Genomic DNA, 20,771 nt, shown 5'->3' on the forward strand with positions numbered 1-20,771 from the left:
CGACGGTAATTCTCCTCTTTTCATTAACACTTACCAAGTCTGTGTATTATTTCCATACAAGCCCGTGCATTATGATAAGGGCATTTCCAAAAGCCGATTTTATCCTCATTATTCATCAGGGTTCCGTCTTTAAATCTTCCCCAAAACCATTCTCCCTGGTCCTTGTCTAACAGATTTTGTTTTGTAAAATCCCAAATTTTAATAACCTTTTCAAAATATTCCGGATTTCCGGTAAGCTGAAAGGCATTCAGAAAACCAACCATTCCTTCTGCAGAAACCCACCATTCCCGGTGGCTGTCGAGGTGATTATCTGAAGGATCAAACTCATGGTTAAAAGCACCGTCCTCTCCTATTCCTTCGGTCGAAGCATCAGCTATTTCAACAGCCAGCTTTCTGAAAACAGCTATTATCTCTTCTTCATTCAAAATCTCAGCGGCTTCCTGCAGCAACCAGGCCGCTTCAATGTCATGTCCGTAAGAAATAGCCTCAGATTGGGTGTGCCAGTCTTTATCAAAAAACAATTGTAAATGCCTGGTTTCAGGATGAATAATTTTACCCTGAAAAACCTCAGCAAGCAAATGCCTGATTTGTTTTTTCAGATCTTCATCCTTCCACACTTTATAAAGATTTGCATACGCTTCCAGAATATGCAAATGCGTATTCATCGTTTTAGGATCATTCCGGTCTTTTTCACTTAATCTCAGATCATCAATAAGCACCCAGTTTTCAGAAAAGGCTTCAAAATATCCTCCTTTTTCAGCATCAAAACTATGTTTTTCAATGAGATAGAACAGCTCTTTGGCAAAGGACAAAGCCTCCTCTTTTCCGGTAGCTATAAAATATTCGCTCAATCCATAAATTCCGAAAGCCTGTCCGTAAATCTGTTTTCTCTTACTCAACGGTTTACCATTATAATCAACCGACCAAAATAATCCGTCATTTTCCGGATCTCTGAAATGCTCTCTCAGATACACATAAGCACGATCAGCCAATAGCAGAGATTCTTCATCTTTCAAATGGTTATAAGCTGACGAGAACGTCCACAGAATCCGGGTATTCAATACGCCTCCCTTCGGAGCCTCCGTATGGACTTTTCCGTTATTGTCAATTTTTCCCAGAAAACCGCCATTTTCAGTGTCTGGGGAATGTTGTTTCCAATAGGTCAGAATATTATACAGTTCTGCCTGAATTTCTTTTGAAAAAATCTCAACGCGGGGATTCATATATTAATTAATGTAAAAGAGAATAGATACTAAATGCCCTGATCTTACTCATTCAGACCATTTGTGAAAAGAGTTGCCCGAAATCTTTATTTTTTATAGAGCGATTCTGTCCGGGTTTTCTTTTCAAGGAAAATTCCAGGATTTCTGCTAAAATCAACAAAGTCAGCGGCACTTGCCTGACCAGGATAAGGCGCATAAAAATGATCCGGCCGCCCGTTTCTCCAAACTAATACATATGAAACATCATTCCCCTGAAGAATTGGCAAAAGGATATTGGTCCACCATTTCTCCTCCGTTAATCTTTCCAGCCCTGTTTCTGTGATGGCAATAATTTTATTACTTTTTTGGTTGATTTCGTGCAGGTCCGATAACATCCGGCGGGTATTCTTTATAAATGTTTCATTACTGCCGGGAGCATTTCTGTGATAAGTATCAAACCCTAACAAATCAGCATATTCATCGCCGGGATAACGTTCGAGATACTCTTCTTTTGAAGAAAAAACATCTGTGGAATAGGCATAAATCAGGTTATGGATATTTTTTACATTTTTGAGATAATTGACTGTAAACTGCCAAAAATGCTTGTATTCCTCCGGAGAACAGTGGTTCTTTCCCCACCAGAACCAGGAGCCGGTATGTTCATGAAAAGGTCTGAAAATAACGGGTATAAATTCTCCTTTCGGCCCTTTCAGATCAGACACAAAAACAGCCATTTTATCAAGCCAGTTCGTATAATTTTTAAGTGCTTCTTTATTGCGCAGTATATTTCCTATTGTAGAATCCTGCTTGTCCCAGGCGGATTTCTTAGGATCCAGCGGATTTCTGAAATGCCAGCTGATGGTATTGACTCCTCCCCGCTGATAGATTTCAACGATATTTTTCTTCATTTCAGAAAAAGGAACACCGTCAAGATTCTCAGACTGATCCATTTCCAATCCGCCCAGATCCCAGCCGAATACTGCCGGAAATTGTCCGGTAACAGATTTTACGTCAGACTTATTCACTTCTCCCACCCAACGCGTCTGGTCGGCATTAAGTCCATAAGCCAGGTCATCCTGATGACCGAACATTGTGCCCTTTTTCATCAGTTTTTTCAGATTCCGGTAAAGATTCTTCGTTTCCGTAGTCGCCTTTTTATCAACAGGAAGATCCTGTCCGAAACCAGTTAAAACCACTAATTGTAATAAAATGATAAATTTTAGTTTCATGAGATTTATCGGAAAAATCCTATTTAACATTGTATTAAGATTTGCATTAATCACAGACAAAATTAGAAGTAATTCATAAACACTGCATAGTATTTTTTTATCCATTTATAACACCGATAAAACGAAAGTTCTGAATACAGGGAGCAATTTGAGTTAAAAAAGTATTTCATTAATCAAAATAGTATCAAGATATCAGAAATTTCCTTTATTCATTCAAGAACATAAAATAGTACATTTTTAACCTGTTCTCCACATTCAATCTGCTAAAGCATCCGCAATTCTCAGATGCCGGCAGTCATTCTATTGTTTTGGCTGATGAGGCAGAGTACACATGAATGTTCTGCAGGATGATTTTTTCAAAAAAAATCAGGAGATTTAACTTAATTAGACTTAATTTAACGTTAGAATATCAGGACTTTTTTGTTGAAATTTTTGTTTATCCTCCGGGAGTAGAATATATAATAAAATGATGCGTACAGAATTGATAGAAGCGGTTGAGGAGTACTCTGAATCGCTTTTGAAAACCCTGCCTCAAAAGTACTGTTACCATAATTTAGACCACACCCGTTATGTTGTACAATCGGTTGAGGAAATTGGCAGAGCATCTGATATTTCTGAAAAAGAGATTGAAAAGCTTATTATTGCCGGATGGTTTCATGACCTGGGATATATGGAGGGCAGTGATAACCATGAAGAAAGAAGCATGGGCATCGCCTCTGACTTTTTGAGTAAGCTTGATGTCCCGCATAAAAAGATTGAGAAAATCCAGTCTTATATTGCAGCAACCAAAATGCCTCAGAAGCCCTCAAATCTTGAGGAAATGGTGATGTGTGATGCTGATTTATCACATTTTGCCAATGAGGATTTCTTTAATAAAACCGAGGCATTAAGAGAAGAAATCTGTGAAACAAAGCATAAGCTAGGCAAAAAGAAATGGATGAAACTCACATTGGGTTTTATGCAGTCGCATGAATATTTCACACCTTATGCCAGAGAAAAATATGGTCCTGCAAAACAGGATAATATGCTGAAAATTATTAAAAAACTGGCCTCATTAAAGGACGATAAGCCAGATGAAGAGGAGGAGGAAATAAAACATATGGACAAAAAAGAAGCAAAAAGAGAGGAAAAGGAAAAAGAGAAGGATGGCAAAAAACGCCCGGACAGAGGAATTGAAACAATGTTCCGGACAACTTCTTCGAATCACTTTCAGCTCTCCAATATGGCTGATAACAAGGCCAATATTATGATTTCTGTTAATACAATCATTGTTTCCCTGATTATCAGTATTTTAATCAGAAAGCTGGAAGAATTTCCAAATCTGATTATTCCGACCATTATGCTCACGGTTGTTTGCCTTCTGGCTACTATTTTTGCCATTCTGGCCACCAGACCAAATGTTACCAGCGGAAAGTTTTCCAAAGCTGATATTGAAAACAAAACGGCCAATCTGCTTTTTTTCGGAAATTTTCACCAAATGAAACTCAAAGATTATGAGGAAGGGATGAAGGCTATGATGAACGATTCAGATTTCCTGTATGCCTCAATGACGAGGGATATTTACTATCTGGGTATTGTTTTGGGGAAAAAATATAAAATGCTTCGAATCTCCTATAACATTTTTATGTTCGGTTTTGTCGCTTCAATTCTGGCTTTTGGTGTAGCCATGTATCTGTTTCCACCGTCTGCTGTTAAATAATAAAAGCCATGAAAGAATACCTGAGTATTAAGTTTCATGGCTTAGATCGGAAAGTGTCAGAAAATTAAAAACCGACAACTACGCTTCCTCCCATTGTTCTTCCGTCATAAATCGGTACAATTGCCACATTCCCGGGCTTGTGTTTCCCCAGTTTTTCTTTCAGCCATGGATAAATAATATAAGCGGCTTTGGCAGAAAGTACACCTATCCCCGCTCCAACCAGCACATCAGACAACCAATGGCGGTTATTTAACATTCTCAATGTTCCGGTAGCAGTTGCAGCAGTATACCCCCCAATCGTGTACCAGACACTTTTGTCACCATATTCTTCTGCAAAAACAGCTGCTCCGAAGAAAGCATTGGCCGTATGACCGGAAGGAAATGAATCATTTCCGGAATCATCAGGTCTGGTAACATGTGTCAGATTTTTAAGTCCCGTTGTCGTTCCCACCATCAATGCGCTTCCTATCAGGAGTACTCCGGCTTTATCTGCAAAACTATGTTTACTTTTCACCCCGACTAAATCTAACCCTAAAACAGCCACTTGCGGGGCATATTGCAGATAATCGTCTGCATGAGTCCTGAAACTGTTCAGATATTTCTCATGCCATTCCTTTTGTTCGGCTTTGGTACTGTTATTAATAAATATCATCCCGGTTCCGATCAGGGCAGTGGGAAATATTAATTGTTTTAAGGTGACTTTTCTAAAAGTCGAATCTCTTTCCTGAGAAAAATTTTTAAATGTATTGAAGAAAAAAACTGTTATGAAAAAAAAATAGAATTTCATCTTAGCGGTAAATTGGATAGTAAATGATAGTATTATCTTTGTTTAAACGAGAAATCTCTAAAAAAGTATTGCATTTTAGAGAGTAATTTAAGGAAATTCTGCCTTATCTCAAATTTTTTACCTCTCAGGGCTGTTATGAGTCAGTATCCGGATATTATTTTAGTAAAAGCTTCAAATTCCTCATATGACAAAATTTTATGCATTTATTCTTTTAATTGCCTGCTTTTTCAATCAGGTAAGTCAGGCTCAGACGGTAAAACATTCCGTTTTCCTGATCGGAGATGATGGAGAACCAAAATTGGATGGCAAGGATCCTGTATTAACCTCACTTCAGAATCAGTTAAAAAAAGCAGGTCAAAATGGTTCATTAATCTTCCTTGGCGATAACATTTATCCGACCGGGATGGTTGACTCTGAGAACCCGGGTCGTATAGAGGCTGAAGCAAGGTTAACGGAACAATTAAAAGTAATGCAAAGTTTTGAAGGACATTCCTATATAATTCCCGGAAACCATGATTGGCAGCAGGGTGGTAAAAATGGCTGGCAATACATTAAAAATCAGGAAAACTTTGTCAGTGATTTTTTGAAAAAAGAGGATGTTTTCTTTCCGAAAGGCGGATGCCCTACCCCACAGGAAATTTCAGTTAATGAAGAATTGAGTCTGATTTTACTTGATACCCAGTGGTATCTTCATCCCTGGAATAAGCCGGAAGCAGAATCTGACTGTGAGGTAAAATCTTTGCAGGGAATGCTCTCTGCAGTAGATGACATATTAGACAGGAATCGTCACAAAAAAGTGCTGGTTCTGGGTCATCACCCAATGTATTCCCATGGTTTGCATGGAGGATATTTTACGGTAAAAGACCATCTTTTGCCATTTCATGAATTAGGCTTAAATATTCCATTACCGGTAATCGGTTCTATTTATCCGCTTTACAGAAGTCTGATAGGCAATATTCAGGATATTGCTCATCCCAAATACCGTGAAATGAGAGACGGCCTGGTGAGTATTTTCAAACATTATAAAAATGTAATTTATGCCAATGGCCACGACCATAATTTGCAATTGATTGTGAGAGATTCTATCAATTACATCACTTCAGGTGCTGGATCTAAAGCCACTCCGGTAAAAAAGGGAAATGATTCCCGGTTTGCTTCTTCTACAAAAGGCTTCGTCAGACTGGATTTCCTCGAAAATGATAAAATTCAGGTCATTTTTTATGAAGGTGACGGAGCATTGGGAAAGGAATTATATTCTACCCCCATAAGTCTGGTTACCAGACCTTTTGAAGCAACCAACAGTGTTTCTGCCAGACAAAATATTCCTTCACAAATTATTCCGAATCCGAAATTTAAAGCCGGTTCTGTAAAACAATGGATTCTGGGGAAAAATTACCGGGACGTTTGGACTACTCCGGTCAGTGCTCCGGTGCTAAATTTTCAGCAGGAAAAAGGAGGCTTAAAAGTAATTCAGAAAGGTGGAGGTTTACAAACGCTTTCCTTAAGATATCAGGCAGCTTCCGGCGGACAATATGTTACGAGGTCCATCAACAAATATCCGGAAGAAGCCGTTCCGGAATCTATCAGAAGTCAGTTTACAGTTGACATTGTAGGAGATCAGATTTCAGCAGCGCATCCTTTTGCAGCCCTGGTTGTGCCGGATCTGGCTGAAGCAGCGGGGGTTCCTCATACCAACCCTAAATTGGTGGTTATTCCGGAAGATACCGCTTTAGGACCCTATAAAAGGTTGTTTTCAAACCAGTTGGCTCTTTTCGAAGAAAGACCCGATGATGGTTTTGGTGGTGCTAAAAAAACCTATTCTACCATAAAAGTTGTTGGTAAACTTGCAGATGATAATCATAATGTGGTTGATCAGAAAGCAGTTTTAAGGGCCAGACTTCTTGATATGCTTATCGGCGACTGGGATCGTCATGATGACCAGTGGCGATGGGGAAGTTTTGATCAGAAAGGAAAAGGTTCCGTTTTCAGACCCATTCCTCGTGACAGAGATCAGGCATTTTTCATCAATGAAGGAGCTTTGCCTGCAATCGCTGCCAGAAAATGGATTCTGCCTAAAATTCAGGGATTTAATCACAAAATCCGGGATGTAGAAGGTTTTAACTTTAATGCCCGATATTTTGATCGTTCATTTCTGACGAAATTAAGTCAAAATGACTGGCAGGAAATTACCAGAGATTTCCAGTTCAAAATCACTGATGCGATAATTGATTCTGCTGTTTCCCGTTTACCAAAACCTGATCCGCATGCCAAAGAGATTGCTGAAAAGTTAAAACAAAGGCGTGATGATATGCTGCAATATGCGGAAAAGCAGTATGAGTTTCTGGCGAAAGAAGTTGATATTCTTGGAAGTGATAAGGATGAGATCATTGAGGTAAAGCGTATGCCGGATGGACAAACAGAGGTTACTGTACTAGATCAGAATAAATCAGGGGAAGCCGGAAGAGAGTTATACAAAAGGACTTTCAATCCTCTTTTCACCAAAGAAATAAGAGTCTGGGGGTTTGACGGAGAAGACAGATTCAGGGTTTATGGTGAAGCTGATAAAGCCATAAAACTCCGATTGATCGGGGGAAAAGGAGCCGATGAATTTACTGATAGTTCCAGAATTGGCGGATTCCGGAGAAAAACCCTGATTTACGATAAAACCAAAAATACCGTTTTAAATCTTGGCTCAGAAGCCAGAAACCTTACTTCGGATAAAGATCCCAAAATCAACGATTATAACCGCGAAGCATTTAAGTATAACAGATTGGCTCCCCTGGCCGCATTTGCCTATAACCCGGATGATGGAATATTTCTCGGAACAGGGATTCAGTTAACCAGACAGGGATTCAGAAAAGAACCTTTTGCAAGTCAGCATAATTTATCAGGAAGTTTTGCTTTTTCTACCAGAGCCTTCAATTTGTATTATGCAGGTACATTTGTCGATGTGCTGGGTAAAACCGACCTGGAAATCAAAGCAACTTTGCAGCAGTCCAGCATGACTAACAACTTCTTTGGTTTGAGTAATGAATCAAATTATATAAAAGAAAAACAGATAGACTATTACCGGGTAAATTACAGTAACTATGAAACCTCTGTCTTTTTGAAAAACAATGTCGGTAAAACAGTTTTCTATTATGGTGTAATTCAAAACGGATTCGAAGTAAAAGAAAATACAAGCAGGTATATCAATGAATTTGCTCCGGTAGGTTCGGAAGTTTATAATGAAAAGGATTATCTTGGTGTCAGAACAGGATTTACGGTTGATGCCCGGGATAATAAAGTTTTCCCAACCAGAGGGGTTTACTGGGATTTCAGTTCAACCTATCAAAGAGGTATCAATGCACTTGCCAAGGATAGTTATGCCAATCTCAGAACTGATCTTGCATTTTACTGGTCAGTAAAACTTCCAGCGACCGTTACTTTTGCCACACGATTTGGGGGAGGCGTCAATTTTACTGATTTTGAATTTTATCAGGCCAATTCACTCGGAGGGCTGACAAATCTTCGTGGTTTTAGAAGAACCCGTTTTTCAGGTAAAAATTCAGCTTATAACAACACAGAAGTACGATTAAAACTATTTGATATCAAAAGTTACCTGTTTCCTGCGCATTTTGGCATTGTTGCATTCAACGATATTGGCAGGGTTTGGAATCCAGGAGAAAATTCAACCAAATGGCATCATGGCTATGGTGGCGGGGTATGGCTGGCTCCATTCAATATGGCCGTCATTTCTGCGATGTATTCTATGTCTGAAGAAGACAAGGTTCCAATCATCAGAATGGGCTTTTTCTTTTAAATCTTAATCCCTGGAGGCGCCATCTGCAGGCTGCACTTTACTATCCTGTATTCCTCAAAAGGTTAAAGCTAAAATTCTATGTCAAATCAGCTTTTATTGTAATTTTAAGTCTTCAAAATCCAAAATCTATATGAACCAGAAATCAAAAACATCACTGCTTTGTTTTTCAAGCCGCCAGTTTATGGTAGTATTTACCTTATTACTGACTGTTTTTACAGTACAGATTAGCCATAGCCTTTATGCAAAACCTGCTGCAGCTTCAATTGAAGGACGCTGGGATATTACCATTAATGTTGATGGAAAGCCTGCTCCAGCCTGGCTGGAAGTAAGGCACTCTGGTCATCATACGCTCGTTGGACAATTTGTTTGCATCGTTGGAAGTGCCCGTCCTATCTCTGTAGTGCATTTCAAAGATGATAAATTCAGCTTTGCTATCCCTCCGCAATGGGAACAGGGAGAAAATGATCTTAAAATCGAAGGTACAGTTCAGGGAGAGACCATATCAGGAACACTTATCACTGCTGATGGAAAAACCCGTACCTGGACAGGTGTACGTGCCCCTGTTCTTCGCAGAACTTCACAACCGGTCTGGGGAAAACCTATCCGCCTTACCGAAGGTAATCAGATGATGGCCTGGCATGCAGAAGGAAACAATCAGTGGATTGCTGAAAACGGTATTCTGCGCAGCCCGAAATCCGGTGCAAACCTTGTAACAAACGAGAAATTCAATGATTTCAAACTTCATGTAGAATTTCGCATTCCAAAAGGCAGTAACAGCGGTGTCTATCTTCGTGGCCGTTATGAAGCGCAGGTAACAGACAGCAAAGGAATGGAACCTGCTTTGGATCAGATGGGTGCTATTTACGGTTTTCTTACGCCAAGTGAAATGGTTGCAAAAGAAGCAGGTGAGTGGAATACTTATGATATAACATTAATCGGCAGAATGATCACTATTGTAGCTAATGGCAAAACAGTGATCAGCAATCAGGAAATTCCGGGCATTACAGGAGGTGCTATTGATAGTAAAGAAGGAGAACCAGGTCCGTTGCTGATTCAGGGCGACCATGGTCCTGTTGAGTACCGTAATATCATCATTACTCCTGCAAAATAAGCAAGAACTGCCCGAATAAATTAAAAAGCCTCTTGGTATCAATTGGATACAAGAGGCTTTTTATATGGATTTATGCTTTAGGGATTTCAAAATCCCTTGCTTACGACACTTAAAAAGTCTGGCCGAATATCAACTAACTCATTTTGAGACAAGATATACAGCCTTTCCTTTAGCATTTATGATTTTTCCCAAATCATAAATTTCTCCTGAAAATTTGGTCAGCGTGTTTACCGGATTTACCACTTTAAAACTTCCTTTTCCATCTCCGAGCAATATTAATCCCATAGAAGCATCTTGCCTGCCAAGCGATGTTTCAATACCAAATTGATTTCCGGCTAAAAAAAGATCCGTTTTGCCGTCATGGTTAAAATCATCTGTCAAAATAGCCTTTACAGGAGCCAGTTGAGCCATCGAAGGTAAAACTTTCATCTCAAATTCTCCTTTTCCTTTGTTTTCAAAATAACAGCTGGCCGAATTATTAATCTCAGAAACACGGTACTTCGCTTTTTCAAGAATTTCCTTCGTTTCTGCTTTGGCAAAAGAGGCATAATCCGGATAAAATTTCCGAAAACCATTTAATTGCTTGGTTAAATCATCTCTTGAATGAGCTAAACGCTCTTTGCCGTTAATGTAATAAGTAGTAAGCGGTTCATTTCTTCCATTCCCGTCAAAATCCCCGTCATAAACCCTCAAAGGCGTTTCTGTCGAAATCCCGAATCTGTTATTTAATCCATAATTTCCGATTATATAATCAATATCTCCGTCACCATCAAAGTCTGCTCCCTGAATACAATTCCAAAAACCTTTCGTTTCTGTCAAAAGTACTTTTTCCGAAAGTTTACCTCTCGAATTTTTAAAAGCAACCGGGTTCATAAATTCCCCTACAACAATCAGATCATTTTGATGATCTCCGTCAAAATCTGTCCAGACAGCATCTGTAACCAATCCAACCTGTTTCAATGCTTCAGGTGTAATATCACTGAATCTGCCATTCTTATTTTCAAGTAAAAAGCTCCGGCCTGCCAAAGGGTATTTTTCCAAAGAACGCCTTCCGCCGATAAATAAATCAAGATCGCCATCTTTATCGAAGTCGCAGGCACGCACACATGAACCCGGGGATTGCTCTTTGGGAATAGCATCTGCTGACAATAGAAAATTCCCTTTCCCATCATTCAGATAAAGCCTGTCCTGATAATCCGGGGAATTCACTTCATATTGATTTCCTCCGCTGACAATATATAAATCAAGGTCATGATCCTGATCGGCATCAAATAACAAAACCCCAGCATCAACGTTAAGTGCAGGTGCTTTTTCGAGCTTTTTCTGCTCAAAGGATCCATCTTTCTGCTGAATGAAAAATCTGCCGGACTCATTTGGTCCACCACCTGCGAAGAAATCTTCAAGGCCATCTCCATTAATATCTCCTTTGGTTATTTTATGCGATTCATTGGAATATTTATGAAGAAGAAATGGTTCTCTTGAAAAATCATTGTACACAATTTCTTCGTTCTGTATTTCATACAAATTCAGGTTATTTTCAGGTAACTGATTCTCCGGAAATTGTTGCAGTATGAATCCAGACTTCTTCCTGATTGTCAGAGTCTGATTAACGGCAATATTCCGAAAAACTTCCCCGGAGCCGTCTGTCCAGGTTATTCTGAGAGAGTCAAGTTTCGTATTTTTCCCTACTCCGAAATGAATCCGGTAATCCATTGAAGATTGAAAACCTCTTGTAACGGTATGATGATACGTTTGAACATCTTTCCCTGAAAAAACCTCAACTTTTGCTCCGATTGCAAAGGTATTGAGCTTGTCTCCAACCAGTTTTAAATGGAGGTAATTTCTTTCCGGAGAAGCCGGTATTTTATTTTCATAAATTCCCGCTGGTTCATCTATATTATTGCAGACAATGTCCAGGTCTCCGTCATTATCAAGGTCAACAGTAACAGCACCATTAGAAAAGGATTCATCTTCAATTCCCCATTCCTTTGTTTTCTCCTCAAATCCCAGATTTTTATTGTTGATAAAGAGGCGATTAACTGTTTTATAGTCTGGCTGTTTTTTTGCCAGCTCTTTTATTTTATTATCATTAAATTGATTTTCAGCATTATAGGAAATAAAATCCAGATCCGTTATATCTCTTCTGTAACCATTGGAAATAAATAAGTCCTTCCAGCCATCATTATCCAAATCCGAGAGAATCGGCGACCAGCTCCAATCGGTGGCATAAATCCCGGCAAATTGCCCTATTTCACTAAAACAAATTTCCCCTTTCGCATTTAGCCCATTATTCAACTGTAAGGTATTCCGCATATATTCCGGGGTAAATCCGGTTTTCATAGCCATTTCAAAACTTTCATAAGTCCAGGTACCTGCCATTTTTTTTCGCTTTTCATCCTCTCCGGGTAACATATCTGCGGTTACAATATCCATCCAGCCATCATTATTAAAATCGGCAATATCATTACCCATTGAAAACTGACTGGTATGCCCGAAAGCCGACCTGTTTTTTTCGGTAAAAGTGCCATCATGATTATTCAGGTAAAGCAGATCATTGGCAAGAAAATCATTCGAAACAAAAATATCTTCCCAGCCATCATTATTTACATCATTAATGGCTAACCCCAAACCCCAGCCATCATCCAGAATATGCGCTTCTTTAGAAACATCTTTAAAGGAAATTTTACCATCTTTTGTATCATTTCTGTACAAATGGTCATTTGCTTCACTATTTCCATCCTTCTGAATAGCTTTAATTCTATTCGGATTCCGGTCTGAATTACTTACATTCATCACATACAAATCCAGATCACCATCTTTGTCATAATCAAAAAAGGCAGCCTGCGTAGAATATCCCTGGTCAGCAATACCGTATTCCACAGCCTTTTCCTCAAAAACCGGAATCTGTTCTTTATTATTTCCGCGGTTGATAAAGAGCAGATTTCTTCTTTGTTCAGGAGGAACATTCCCTGACCGGCAAACATAAATATCAAGCAAGCCATCGGCATTCACATCTGCAAAAGTGACTCCGGTTTCCCAGTTATCAGAGATAACATTTGAGGGCTTCGTGATGTCTTCAAATTTCAGATTTCCTTTGTTCAGATATAATTTCCCGGTAGTCTGATTTCCGGTAAAATAGAGGTCAGGAAGTCCGTCCCCATTCAAATCTCCTGCTCCTACCCCTCCTCCATTGTACAGATAGGCATAATCAATCATATTTACCGATTGATTTTCCTGAATTGTGTTGACAAAAGAGATTCCTGTTTCATCAGGTGAAAGTTTTTTATAATGAAGATCCGATTGCTTTTTACAGGAAAAAAGATTTGTTAAAAGCAAAAAAAGGAGAAATTTAAAAGGTTTCATGGACTGTCTCATTTCAAAAAGGATTAGACTTTTCAAGATAACAAAAACCCTGCAAGAAAGAGCTTGCAGGGTTTATACCAATATCAATCAATTAAGGTTACCAACCTTGGTTTTGTTTAATTTTTGGGTTAGCATTAATTTCAACAATAGGAATCGGCAAAACGCGGTATTTTGTTTCATCTACGTCACGACCTGCGTATTTTTTTGTGTACTCTGCAATTTTACCAAAACGACGAAGTGTTGGAAATGCCCAGCCTTCTCCGGCAAACTCTCTTAGTGTTTCAACTAAAGTTGCATTGACAAGAGCATCTTTTGTCAGGCCGCTTAATGCAGTAAGTCCTGCACGTGATCTGATTTTATTAATCCCCATGTAGGCATCTCCTGTAGCTCCTTTTGCACAAGCCTCAGAATGAGCAAGATATGCGTCTGCCAATCTTAGAAGAGTAATATTCTTCTTGGTTTTCTGCCATCCACCGATGTTGTATTCAATCCATTTCTGGTAAATAACGTTTTTGAACGTTCTGTCAGGACTTCCTTGTGCTACAAATGGAGATTTAGCATTACGATCGTAAGATACCATTTGGTTATTTGCGTTTTTAGAACGGTATTTCTCCATAAAGGTTACCGGAATACGATTATCTCCGGCTTCAAAAATATCACGAAAATCATTTGAACCTACAATCCAGGCATCTGCCCATCCTGAAGCCGTTGCTCCGTCACCCGGAACATTGCTGTTCGGATCAGATCCATCCCAGTCAGTTGGAGTAAAGTGTGCATGAAGGTTTTGATAAATATCAGGGTTAACATCATAGTTACACTGCATTTCAAACAAACGTTCTCCTGTATTTTTCTTCTCAACTGAGAAATTATCCACAAAATTAGTGAACAAAGTCAAGCCGCTCTGATCGATTACTTCTTTCGCTTTATCCGCAGCATTCTGCCATTCACCGGATTCAAGATAAACTTTTGAAAGCAAAGTTTTAGCAGCCCATTTTGTTGGTCTTCCTGCATTAGCATCTGTCATGGTAGCAGGCAATTCTCCTTCAGCAGCCTTCAGGTCGCTGATCATCAGATCAAGCGCTTTTTTCTTTCCGCCATCGTTGGTTGGATAATTACCTAATTCTCTGGTTGGTTTATCAATTACCGGAATATTTTCGAAATAAACTGTCAGACAGTAATAGTAAAAAGCTCTCAGAAAATGTGCTTCTCCGGAAATTCTCTTCTTCACGGCATCATCCATTTTCACACCCGGCAATTTATCAAGAACAATATTGGTACGGTTAATACCTCTGTAGTTCTGAGCCCAATATGAATCAATGTATTCATCAGAGGCTACATAGCCACCCTGACGATAATAAAGAGGGCCTTTTTCATAACCAGACTGGATTCCAAGCGCACAATCAAACACTGAACGGTTATAAGGATTGTCGTACCATTCGTCATTTATAGGGCGGTAAGCTCCGTTGATTGCGGCAACGGCGTCCGCTTCAGATTTATAAAAATTTTCCGGGCTAACAAAATCCGGTGTTTCTTTTAAGTCGGCACAACCTATTGAAAGAAGGCTTAATCCTCCTGCCAAAGCCATGAAAAACAAAGGACGTTTTAATGAATTTCTCATATTAAAAGAAGTTTTTTGCTTCATTACGAATTTGAAGTTAATATTCTATATATCAACAGTTTTGCTATCAAACCTGCCCTTTCTTAAAGATATTAAACATAACTTTAAGAGGAAGGATTTGTTTAACACTGTCTAAAAACCTAATTGAACCCCTACTGTGAATGTTCTTGGACGAGGATAAGCATCGTAATCATCTCCACGGTTAAGGTTGTTCTGACCTCCATTGTTAACTTCCGGATCAAATCCTGTGTATTTTGTAATCAGGAACACATTTTGTCCACTTACATATACTCTTGCACTTCTCAGGAATTTGGTTGACGGTAAACGGTAACCAATTGCTACGTTTTGCAAACGGATAAATGAACCATCCTCGATGAAATAATCTGAACGACGGAAATAGTTCGCAAATTCTCTGGTTGCATCAATTACAGGGCGTGTACCGCCGGTATTGGTTGGAGACCATGAATCTTTCAGAATATTACCTAACTGATTGTAATTACCAACTCCGTCAGCCATTTCAGCCTGCTGAAGATTTCTTACTTTATTACCCTGAGATCCACGGAAGAATAAGTTGATATCAAACTTCTTGTATGTCAAACTTGCGTTAAAGCCCCAGATAAAATCAGGGTTCGGTGTACCTAAGAAAGTAACATCAGCTAAGTCAATCTGTCCGTCACCATTCACGTCAGTATATCTTGGATAACCTGGTTTATCATCAGGACGGTGTGGATTTTTACTGATTTCATCCTGACTTTGCCATAATCCTGCATACTTATAACCAAACCATGTACCGATAGGATAACCCACTTCAACACGGCTACCAAATACACCAAGGTGACCACTTGGGCTATCAGCATAAAATGGTGCAGAACTACCAATACTTGTGATTTTATTTTTAAGGAATGAAATATTTCCGTTCAAGGTCAATTTCAGATCTTTTGAATCGATCGTTACCCAGTTAGCAGCAAATTCGAAACCTGTGTTCTGTAAAGATCCTGAGTTTTGGAAAGCTGAACGGAAACCTGTACTGGTTGGTAATGCTACGTTCAACAACAGATCCTGCGTTGTATTATAGAAGTAGTCAGTCGTAATATTCAAACGGTTATTGAAGAAACCAAGGTCAAAACCAACGTTAAACTGTTTTGTAGTTTCCCATTTCAAATCAGGGTTTGCTACACGGTTTTCAGAAAGACCTGAAACTAATGCGCCATTCAGGATATAGTTAGTTACATCAAATCCGGCTAAAGAGCGATAAACCGGAATTTCCGAGTTACCTGTGATACCATAACTTACACGGAATTTAGCTTCACTTAAAGCATTCAAATCTTTCATAAATGCTTCTTCTTTCATTCTCCATCCTAAAGCTACTGAAGGGAAATTCGCCCATTTGTTATTAACCCCGAACTTAGAAGATCCATCTCTTCTGTAAGTCACAGTCATCAGATATTTCCCTAAATAGTTATAGTTTAAGCGGGCAAGATAAGATTCAAGAATCCACTGTGCTCTGCTCGAAGTCGGGATCTGAGGCTTCAGACCATTTTGAAGGTTTGCAACATTCGGATCATCTACTAAAAATCCTCTTGATGTAACACTTACAAATCTGTTGTCATCATTCTGATAAGTATAACCTACCAAAGCATCAAACTTGTGATCCTGTCCGATTTTTCCGGTATAAAACAAGGTGTTTTCATTCAGGAAGTTGGTTACGGCACGATCTGCATTAGTACGTTCCACATCATTCTGACGTCCTAGACGAGTCTGACGGTTATAGAAAGTAAATCTGTTGGCATTTAAAAGGTCAACACCAAAACTTGATTTTACACTTAACCCTTTCAGAATTTCATACTGCAGATAAGTTGTTCCTAAGAAACGGTTTGTTTTATCATTATCAATAATTTCCTGCACTTCAGCCAATGGGTTTACGTCAAAACGGCCATCGTAAGAATCCAATTGATAACCGCCTGAGCTGTTATAAACACCTTTCAATGGAGATTGTCCTAAAGCAGTAATAATCGCTCCACCAGGTCCTCCACGGTCAGTCGGAATTGAATTTGTTGTACTGCGTGAAAAGAATAAGCTGCTTCCTGAGCGAAGTTTATCATTCAAAAACTTGGAATCCAGGTTCAAACGAACGTTAACTCTGTCAAAATCAGTATTTTTAATAATACCGTTATTTTTGAAATAGCCAGTCATTAAAGCAAACTGAGTCTTGTCATTTCCTCCGGAGAAAGTCAACTGATGACTTGAGATATTACCCTGACGGGAAATCTGATCCATCCAGTTAATTCCTTGTCCGAATTGTTCAGGATTTGGATAAGGAATTGATTGATTTCTTGATAAAGCTCTCAGGTTCTGATAACGGGCATAATCCGAAGCATTCAATACATCTACATTTTTCGCGATATTCTGAATTGATTGTGAACCGTCATATTCAATTTTTGTTCCTCCTGATTTACCTCTTTTTGTGGTAATCAAAACAACTCCGTTCGCACCACGTGAACCGTAGATTGAAGTAGCGGAGGCATCTTTCAAAATCTCAACAGACTCGATATCACCAGGGTTAATTGTAGCCATAATGTTTGAAGGCTGACGATCACCACCTGAACTAAACGCCGAGTTACTTGGATAAACCGGGAAACCATCAATTACATACAAAGGCTCAGAACCACTGTTGATAGAGTTCGAACCACGGATACGTACTGTAGAACCTCCACCCGGAGCTCCTGAAGCCTGCACCACATTAATACCTGTAGCACGCGCCTGTAATGCCTGATCAACCGAAGCAACAGGCATTGCTTTAATATCTTTATTACCGATTGAAGCTACAGAACCTGTTAAATCACTCTTTTTAACTGTTCCATAACCAATTACAATAACTTCCTCCAATGCTTTTGTATCACTTACGAGGGTAACATTAACAACTGACTTATTGGAAACTTCAACTTCCTGCTTTACAAATCCGACAAAACTGAAAACCAGAACAGCATTTTCTGATACGGCAATTTTATATACCCCTTTCGAATCGGTATTTGTACCTTTTGAAGAACCTTTTACCAAAACCGTTACACCTGGAAGAGCTTCTCCGTTTTCATCTACTACTTTTCCGGTAACAGTCTGTTCATTAGCTTCCAGCACTGAAGTTTCTTCTTTTGTCTCTTCAGTCATGGCAGAAGGTTTCCCTTCCAATCTATTGATAATCACTATATTTCCTGAAACTTCATACGTCAGACGAAGAGGTCTGAGAAGATTGTCCAATACTTTATATAATTGTTCATTCTGATAGTCAACTTTGAGTTTGCGGCTAGACTGGATCAATTTTGAACTGAAGACAAACTTCACATCGGTTTGTTTCTCAATCTGATTAAGAACTTTTCTAACCTCCAGCTCTTTTTCCTGTAAAGTAATTCTTTGGTTAAGTACCGATTGAGCCTTACTGTCGTTAGCGAAGGTTGATCCAACAAGGCAAACCGCAAGAAAAACCTGAGTGAGTGTAATTCTCATAGCCGTAAGTAGTAACTTATGGATTTGTAATGTTTTTTTCATACATTTGAAATGTTTTGTTTAACATGAATTTGGGCAAAACGCTCCCCGCATTCTAAGCATATAGAATGTCACTTGGCTGCAACCAATTGGGGAATTTTACTGAGTCGGTGATGCTGGAACATTGCCGACTTTTTTTTGGGGAAGGAGTTACTGTTTTTTTATTTTCTCATGAAGCTAAAATTGTTTAAAAGGTTCCTTTTTTCACAAATTTGGGTAAAATTATATTAGTTATTCGGGTCAGAATCAGCACTGAAATTATTGTTTACATCCCTTACTGTAGATAACAATCTGGCCATCCAGTATTTCATATCTTGCTTCCACCCCCTTACAGATAATATTTAACTTTTCGAACAATTGTAAATCTGTAAGAGATGCTGTCAAAGGGCAGTTAGCCAATAATTCTTCATCAAATACAATATCCACACTATAAGCTTTTTCGATGGCAAGAAGTACTTCGCTTACAGGAGTATCTTCAAATTCAAATGATTGTTTACTTTTCTCTGTAGCAATCATTACCGGAGCTTCAACCAGCGACTTGGTCAGTCTGACATCTTCTCTGGCATAAATTATTTTCTGATTTGGTGTCAAAACAACACCTTCTAGTTCCCGGTTAGTGGCTTTTTCTTTTATTTTGGGGTCAGACTGTGCAAAAACTGAAACCCTTCCTGTTTTTACTTCTACCGTAACATCCTTATCACTCTCATATGCCCTTACTCTAAAACTTGTACCTAAAACTTTGGTAATCAAACCATTTGCATATACAAGAAATGGTTTTTCAGGGTTTTTAGTTACTTCAAAAAAAGCTTCACCTGATAAAAAAACCTCTCTTTTTGAACCTGAAAAGGTTTTAGGATAACTGATCCGGCTTCCTTTTGTCAGTATGACCAAACTTCCGTCACTCAATTTTACCGGAAGCGGGTTTTCATGTTCATTAAGTGTTTCTGTCAATAGACTGGAAGTATTAGAAACCAGTTTTTCATAAGAAACATTTACAGAATTTTTCGGAACAAAATTCGTTTTTACACCCCAGCTGAGCCCAACTAAAATAGCAACTGCAGCGGCAGCCTGAATCCAGAATTTACGATTGATGCTGATAAAACCAGGCTGTTCGAAATTCTCAGCAGCCTCCTTTTCTTCAGCTAATTCCAGGGTATGGCGAACCACATTCTGAATTTCCTGATCGCTCAATGATTGCTCATTTACTTTAAGAGCCTTTACAAGCGTTCTGGCATCTTCAATCAGCTTCGCTTTTTCAGGATACTGCACTATCCAGTTTTTCCAGAAATTATCCGATTCTCTGGTAGGAATCAAAACCCATTGACGGAAATAATCATCCCAGACAAAATCCTCTATATCATATTCCAAATACTTTTTCATCTGATTATGCTCAGTTTTTAATTTATTATCAGATGGAACGCCTTGCTATTTTCTTTAAATCCGAAAGTCTGTCTGTGCGACCCATTTATATGTTGTACCTGTACTCAATTTATTTGTAATATGTTTTTCTCACGGATCTTTTTTGGTCAGCAATTTGGCCTTCTATATAGCGATAGACATAATTGCGACTCAGATACCATAAATTTTCAAACTTTTTCTTTAAAAATTTAAATTATCTGAAGAGTATCCCATAATCATCTGAATATCAAAAGAAAAAAAAGAGCAGAAATAAGGTGATAAATTCAGCTTTCCAGTGAATTTTCAACTGTTTTATGGCCATTTGAAGAAGGTTGGAGGCCGTCTGAGGGGCAATTTCCATGATCGTGGCGATTTGTTCACGATCCATGTCCTGAAAAAATTTGAGATAGATAACTTCTTTCTGTCTCTTGGGAAGAGAGTCTAATAACAATTTAATCCGCTGACTTTGTACATGAGAAGATTCCGTCTGGATAAATTTATCTTCTATTGAAAATTCTATTTCAAAAAGATGCTGGTTTGATTCAGGGGTATCATCAGAAAGACGGATATGAGACATAGTTCTGTGCATTCTTCTGCGTAAAGAAGCCATCAGATATGGTTTTACCGCAATATCCTCACTTAAATTTGAACGTCTCTCCCAAAGCTGTAAAAACAAATCCTGAATGCAATCTTTTATCCACTCTTTATCCTTAGAAAACTTCGTTCCATAATGAAACAAAACACTAAAATGCGAAGTCATCAATTTCTCAAAGGCGACTCTGTCCCCGGAAAGAAATTGCTTCCAAAGCAAATTATCATTTGATGTTCCTGAATTGAGTTCAGATAAATTCATAGACTAAACCTCACAAATAGAATTTTGACTACAAATTAAAATACTTTTTATTGATTTATTACCATTCGCTGTACCCTCCTTTGAAGTTTTTTAGATAATTTCCTAAAAATCAGCCTGAAAGCTTTCAAAAAGTCCCGTTCGGGAGCTTACATTTTTTACATTCCTATTG

Annotated in this window: 11 protein-coding genes; 3 read left to right on the forward strand and 8 right to left on the reverse strand. The window is 38.7% G+C overall.

Translation table 11 applies throughout. From position 1 onward, the window contains the following. Positions 1–23: 23 nt before the first annotated feature. On the reverse strand, positions 24–1,223 hold the full coding sequence (locus BM179_RS20130; protein ID WP_092018975.1) for an AGE family epimerase/isomerase: 1,200 nt from the start codon (positions 1,221–1,223) through the stop codon (positions 24–26). An 86-nt stretch (positions 1,224–1,309) separates the two neighbouring features. After that, positions 1,310–2,431 (reverse strand): glycoside hydrolase family 26 protein, encoded by a 1,122-nt coding sequence (locus tag BM179_RS20135; protein WP_092018976.1) that lies wholly within the window; start codon positions 2,429–2,431, stop codon positions 1,310–1,312. A 466-nt stretch (positions 2,432–2,897) separates the two neighbouring features. On the opposite strand from BM179_RS20135, the gene BM179_RS20140 reads away from it, so the two are divergent. Next, positions 2,898–4,130, forward strand: a complete 1,233-nt coding sequence (locus BM179_RS20140) for a Pycsar system effector family protein (protein ID WP_092018977.1) — start codon at positions 2,898–2,900, stop codon at positions 4,128–4,130. A 64-nt stretch (positions 4,131–4,194) separates the two neighbouring features. Here BM179_RS20140 and BM179_RS20145 read toward each other — a convergent pair whose 3' ends face one another. Next, positions 4,195–4,917, reverse strand: coding sequence for a phosphatase PAP2 family protein (locus BM179_RS20145; protein ID WP_092018978.1), 723 nt, complete (start codon positions 4,915–4,917; stop codon positions 4,195–4,197). A 184-nt stretch (positions 4,918–5,101) separates the two neighbouring features. Here BM179_RS20145 and BM179_RS20150 point away from each other — a divergent pair, with 184 nt between their 5' ends. Continuing rightward, positions 5,102–8,719, forward strand: a complete 3,618-nt coding sequence (locus BM179_RS20150) for a BamA/TamA family outer membrane protein (protein WP_092018979.1) — start codon at positions 5,102–5,104, stop codon at positions 8,717–8,719. A gap of 130 nt (positions 8,720–8,849) precedes the next feature. Then, complete coding sequence (locus tag BM179_RS20155; RefSeq protein WP_229632992.1) at positions 8,850–9,830, forward strand: 3-keto-disaccharide hydrolase; 981 nt, start codon at positions 8,850–8,852, stop codon at positions 9,828–9,830. Positions 9,831–9,968: 138 nt separating this feature from the next. Here BM179_RS20155 and BM179_RS20160 read toward each other — a convergent pair whose 3' ends face one another. The 5 genes from BM179_RS20160 to BM179_RS20180 form a co-directional block, all read right to left on the reverse strand. Further along, entirely contained in the window at positions 9,969–13,193 is a 3,225-nt protein-coding gene (locus BM179_RS20160; RefSeq protein WP_177219463.1) for a VCBS repeat-containing protein, read from the reverse strand. 97 nt (positions 13,194–13,290) lie between these two features. Further along, positions 13,291–14,811 (reverse strand): RagB/SusD family nutrient uptake outer membrane protein, encoded by a 1,521-nt coding sequence (locus tag BM179_RS20165; RefSeq protein WP_177219464.1) that lies wholly within the window; start codon positions 14,809–14,811, stop codon positions 13,291–13,293. Between the two features lie 132 nt (positions 14,812–14,943). Further along, positions 14,944–18,354 carry a SusC/RagA family TonB-linked outer membrane protein gene (locus tag BM179_RS20170; protein ID WP_229632993.1) on the reverse strand — a complete coding sequence of 1,137 codons (3,411 nt, stop codon included), beginning with the start codon at positions 18,352–18,354 and terminating at the stop codon, positions 14,944–14,946. Between the two features lie 255 nt (positions 18,355–18,609). Next, positions 18,610–19,731: a FecR family protein gene (locus BM179_RS20175; RefSeq protein WP_092018982.1), complete on the reverse strand. Its 1,122-nt coding sequence runs from the start codon at positions 19,729–19,731 to the stop codon at positions 18,610–18,612. Between the two features lie 265 nt (positions 19,732–19,996). Further along, a complete protein-coding gene (locus BM179_RS20180; RefSeq protein ID WP_092018983.1) occupies positions 19,997–20,602 on the reverse strand; it encodes an RNA polymerase sigma factor in 606 nt (201 codons plus the stop codon). Positions 20,603–20,771: the final 169 nt, after the last annotated feature.

This window comes from Pseudarcicella hirudinis (genome assembly GCF_900115665.1).
Taxonomy (GTDB): Bacteria; Bacteroidota; Bacteroidia; order Cytophagales; family Spirosomataceae; genus Pseudarcicella; species Pseudarcicella hirudinis.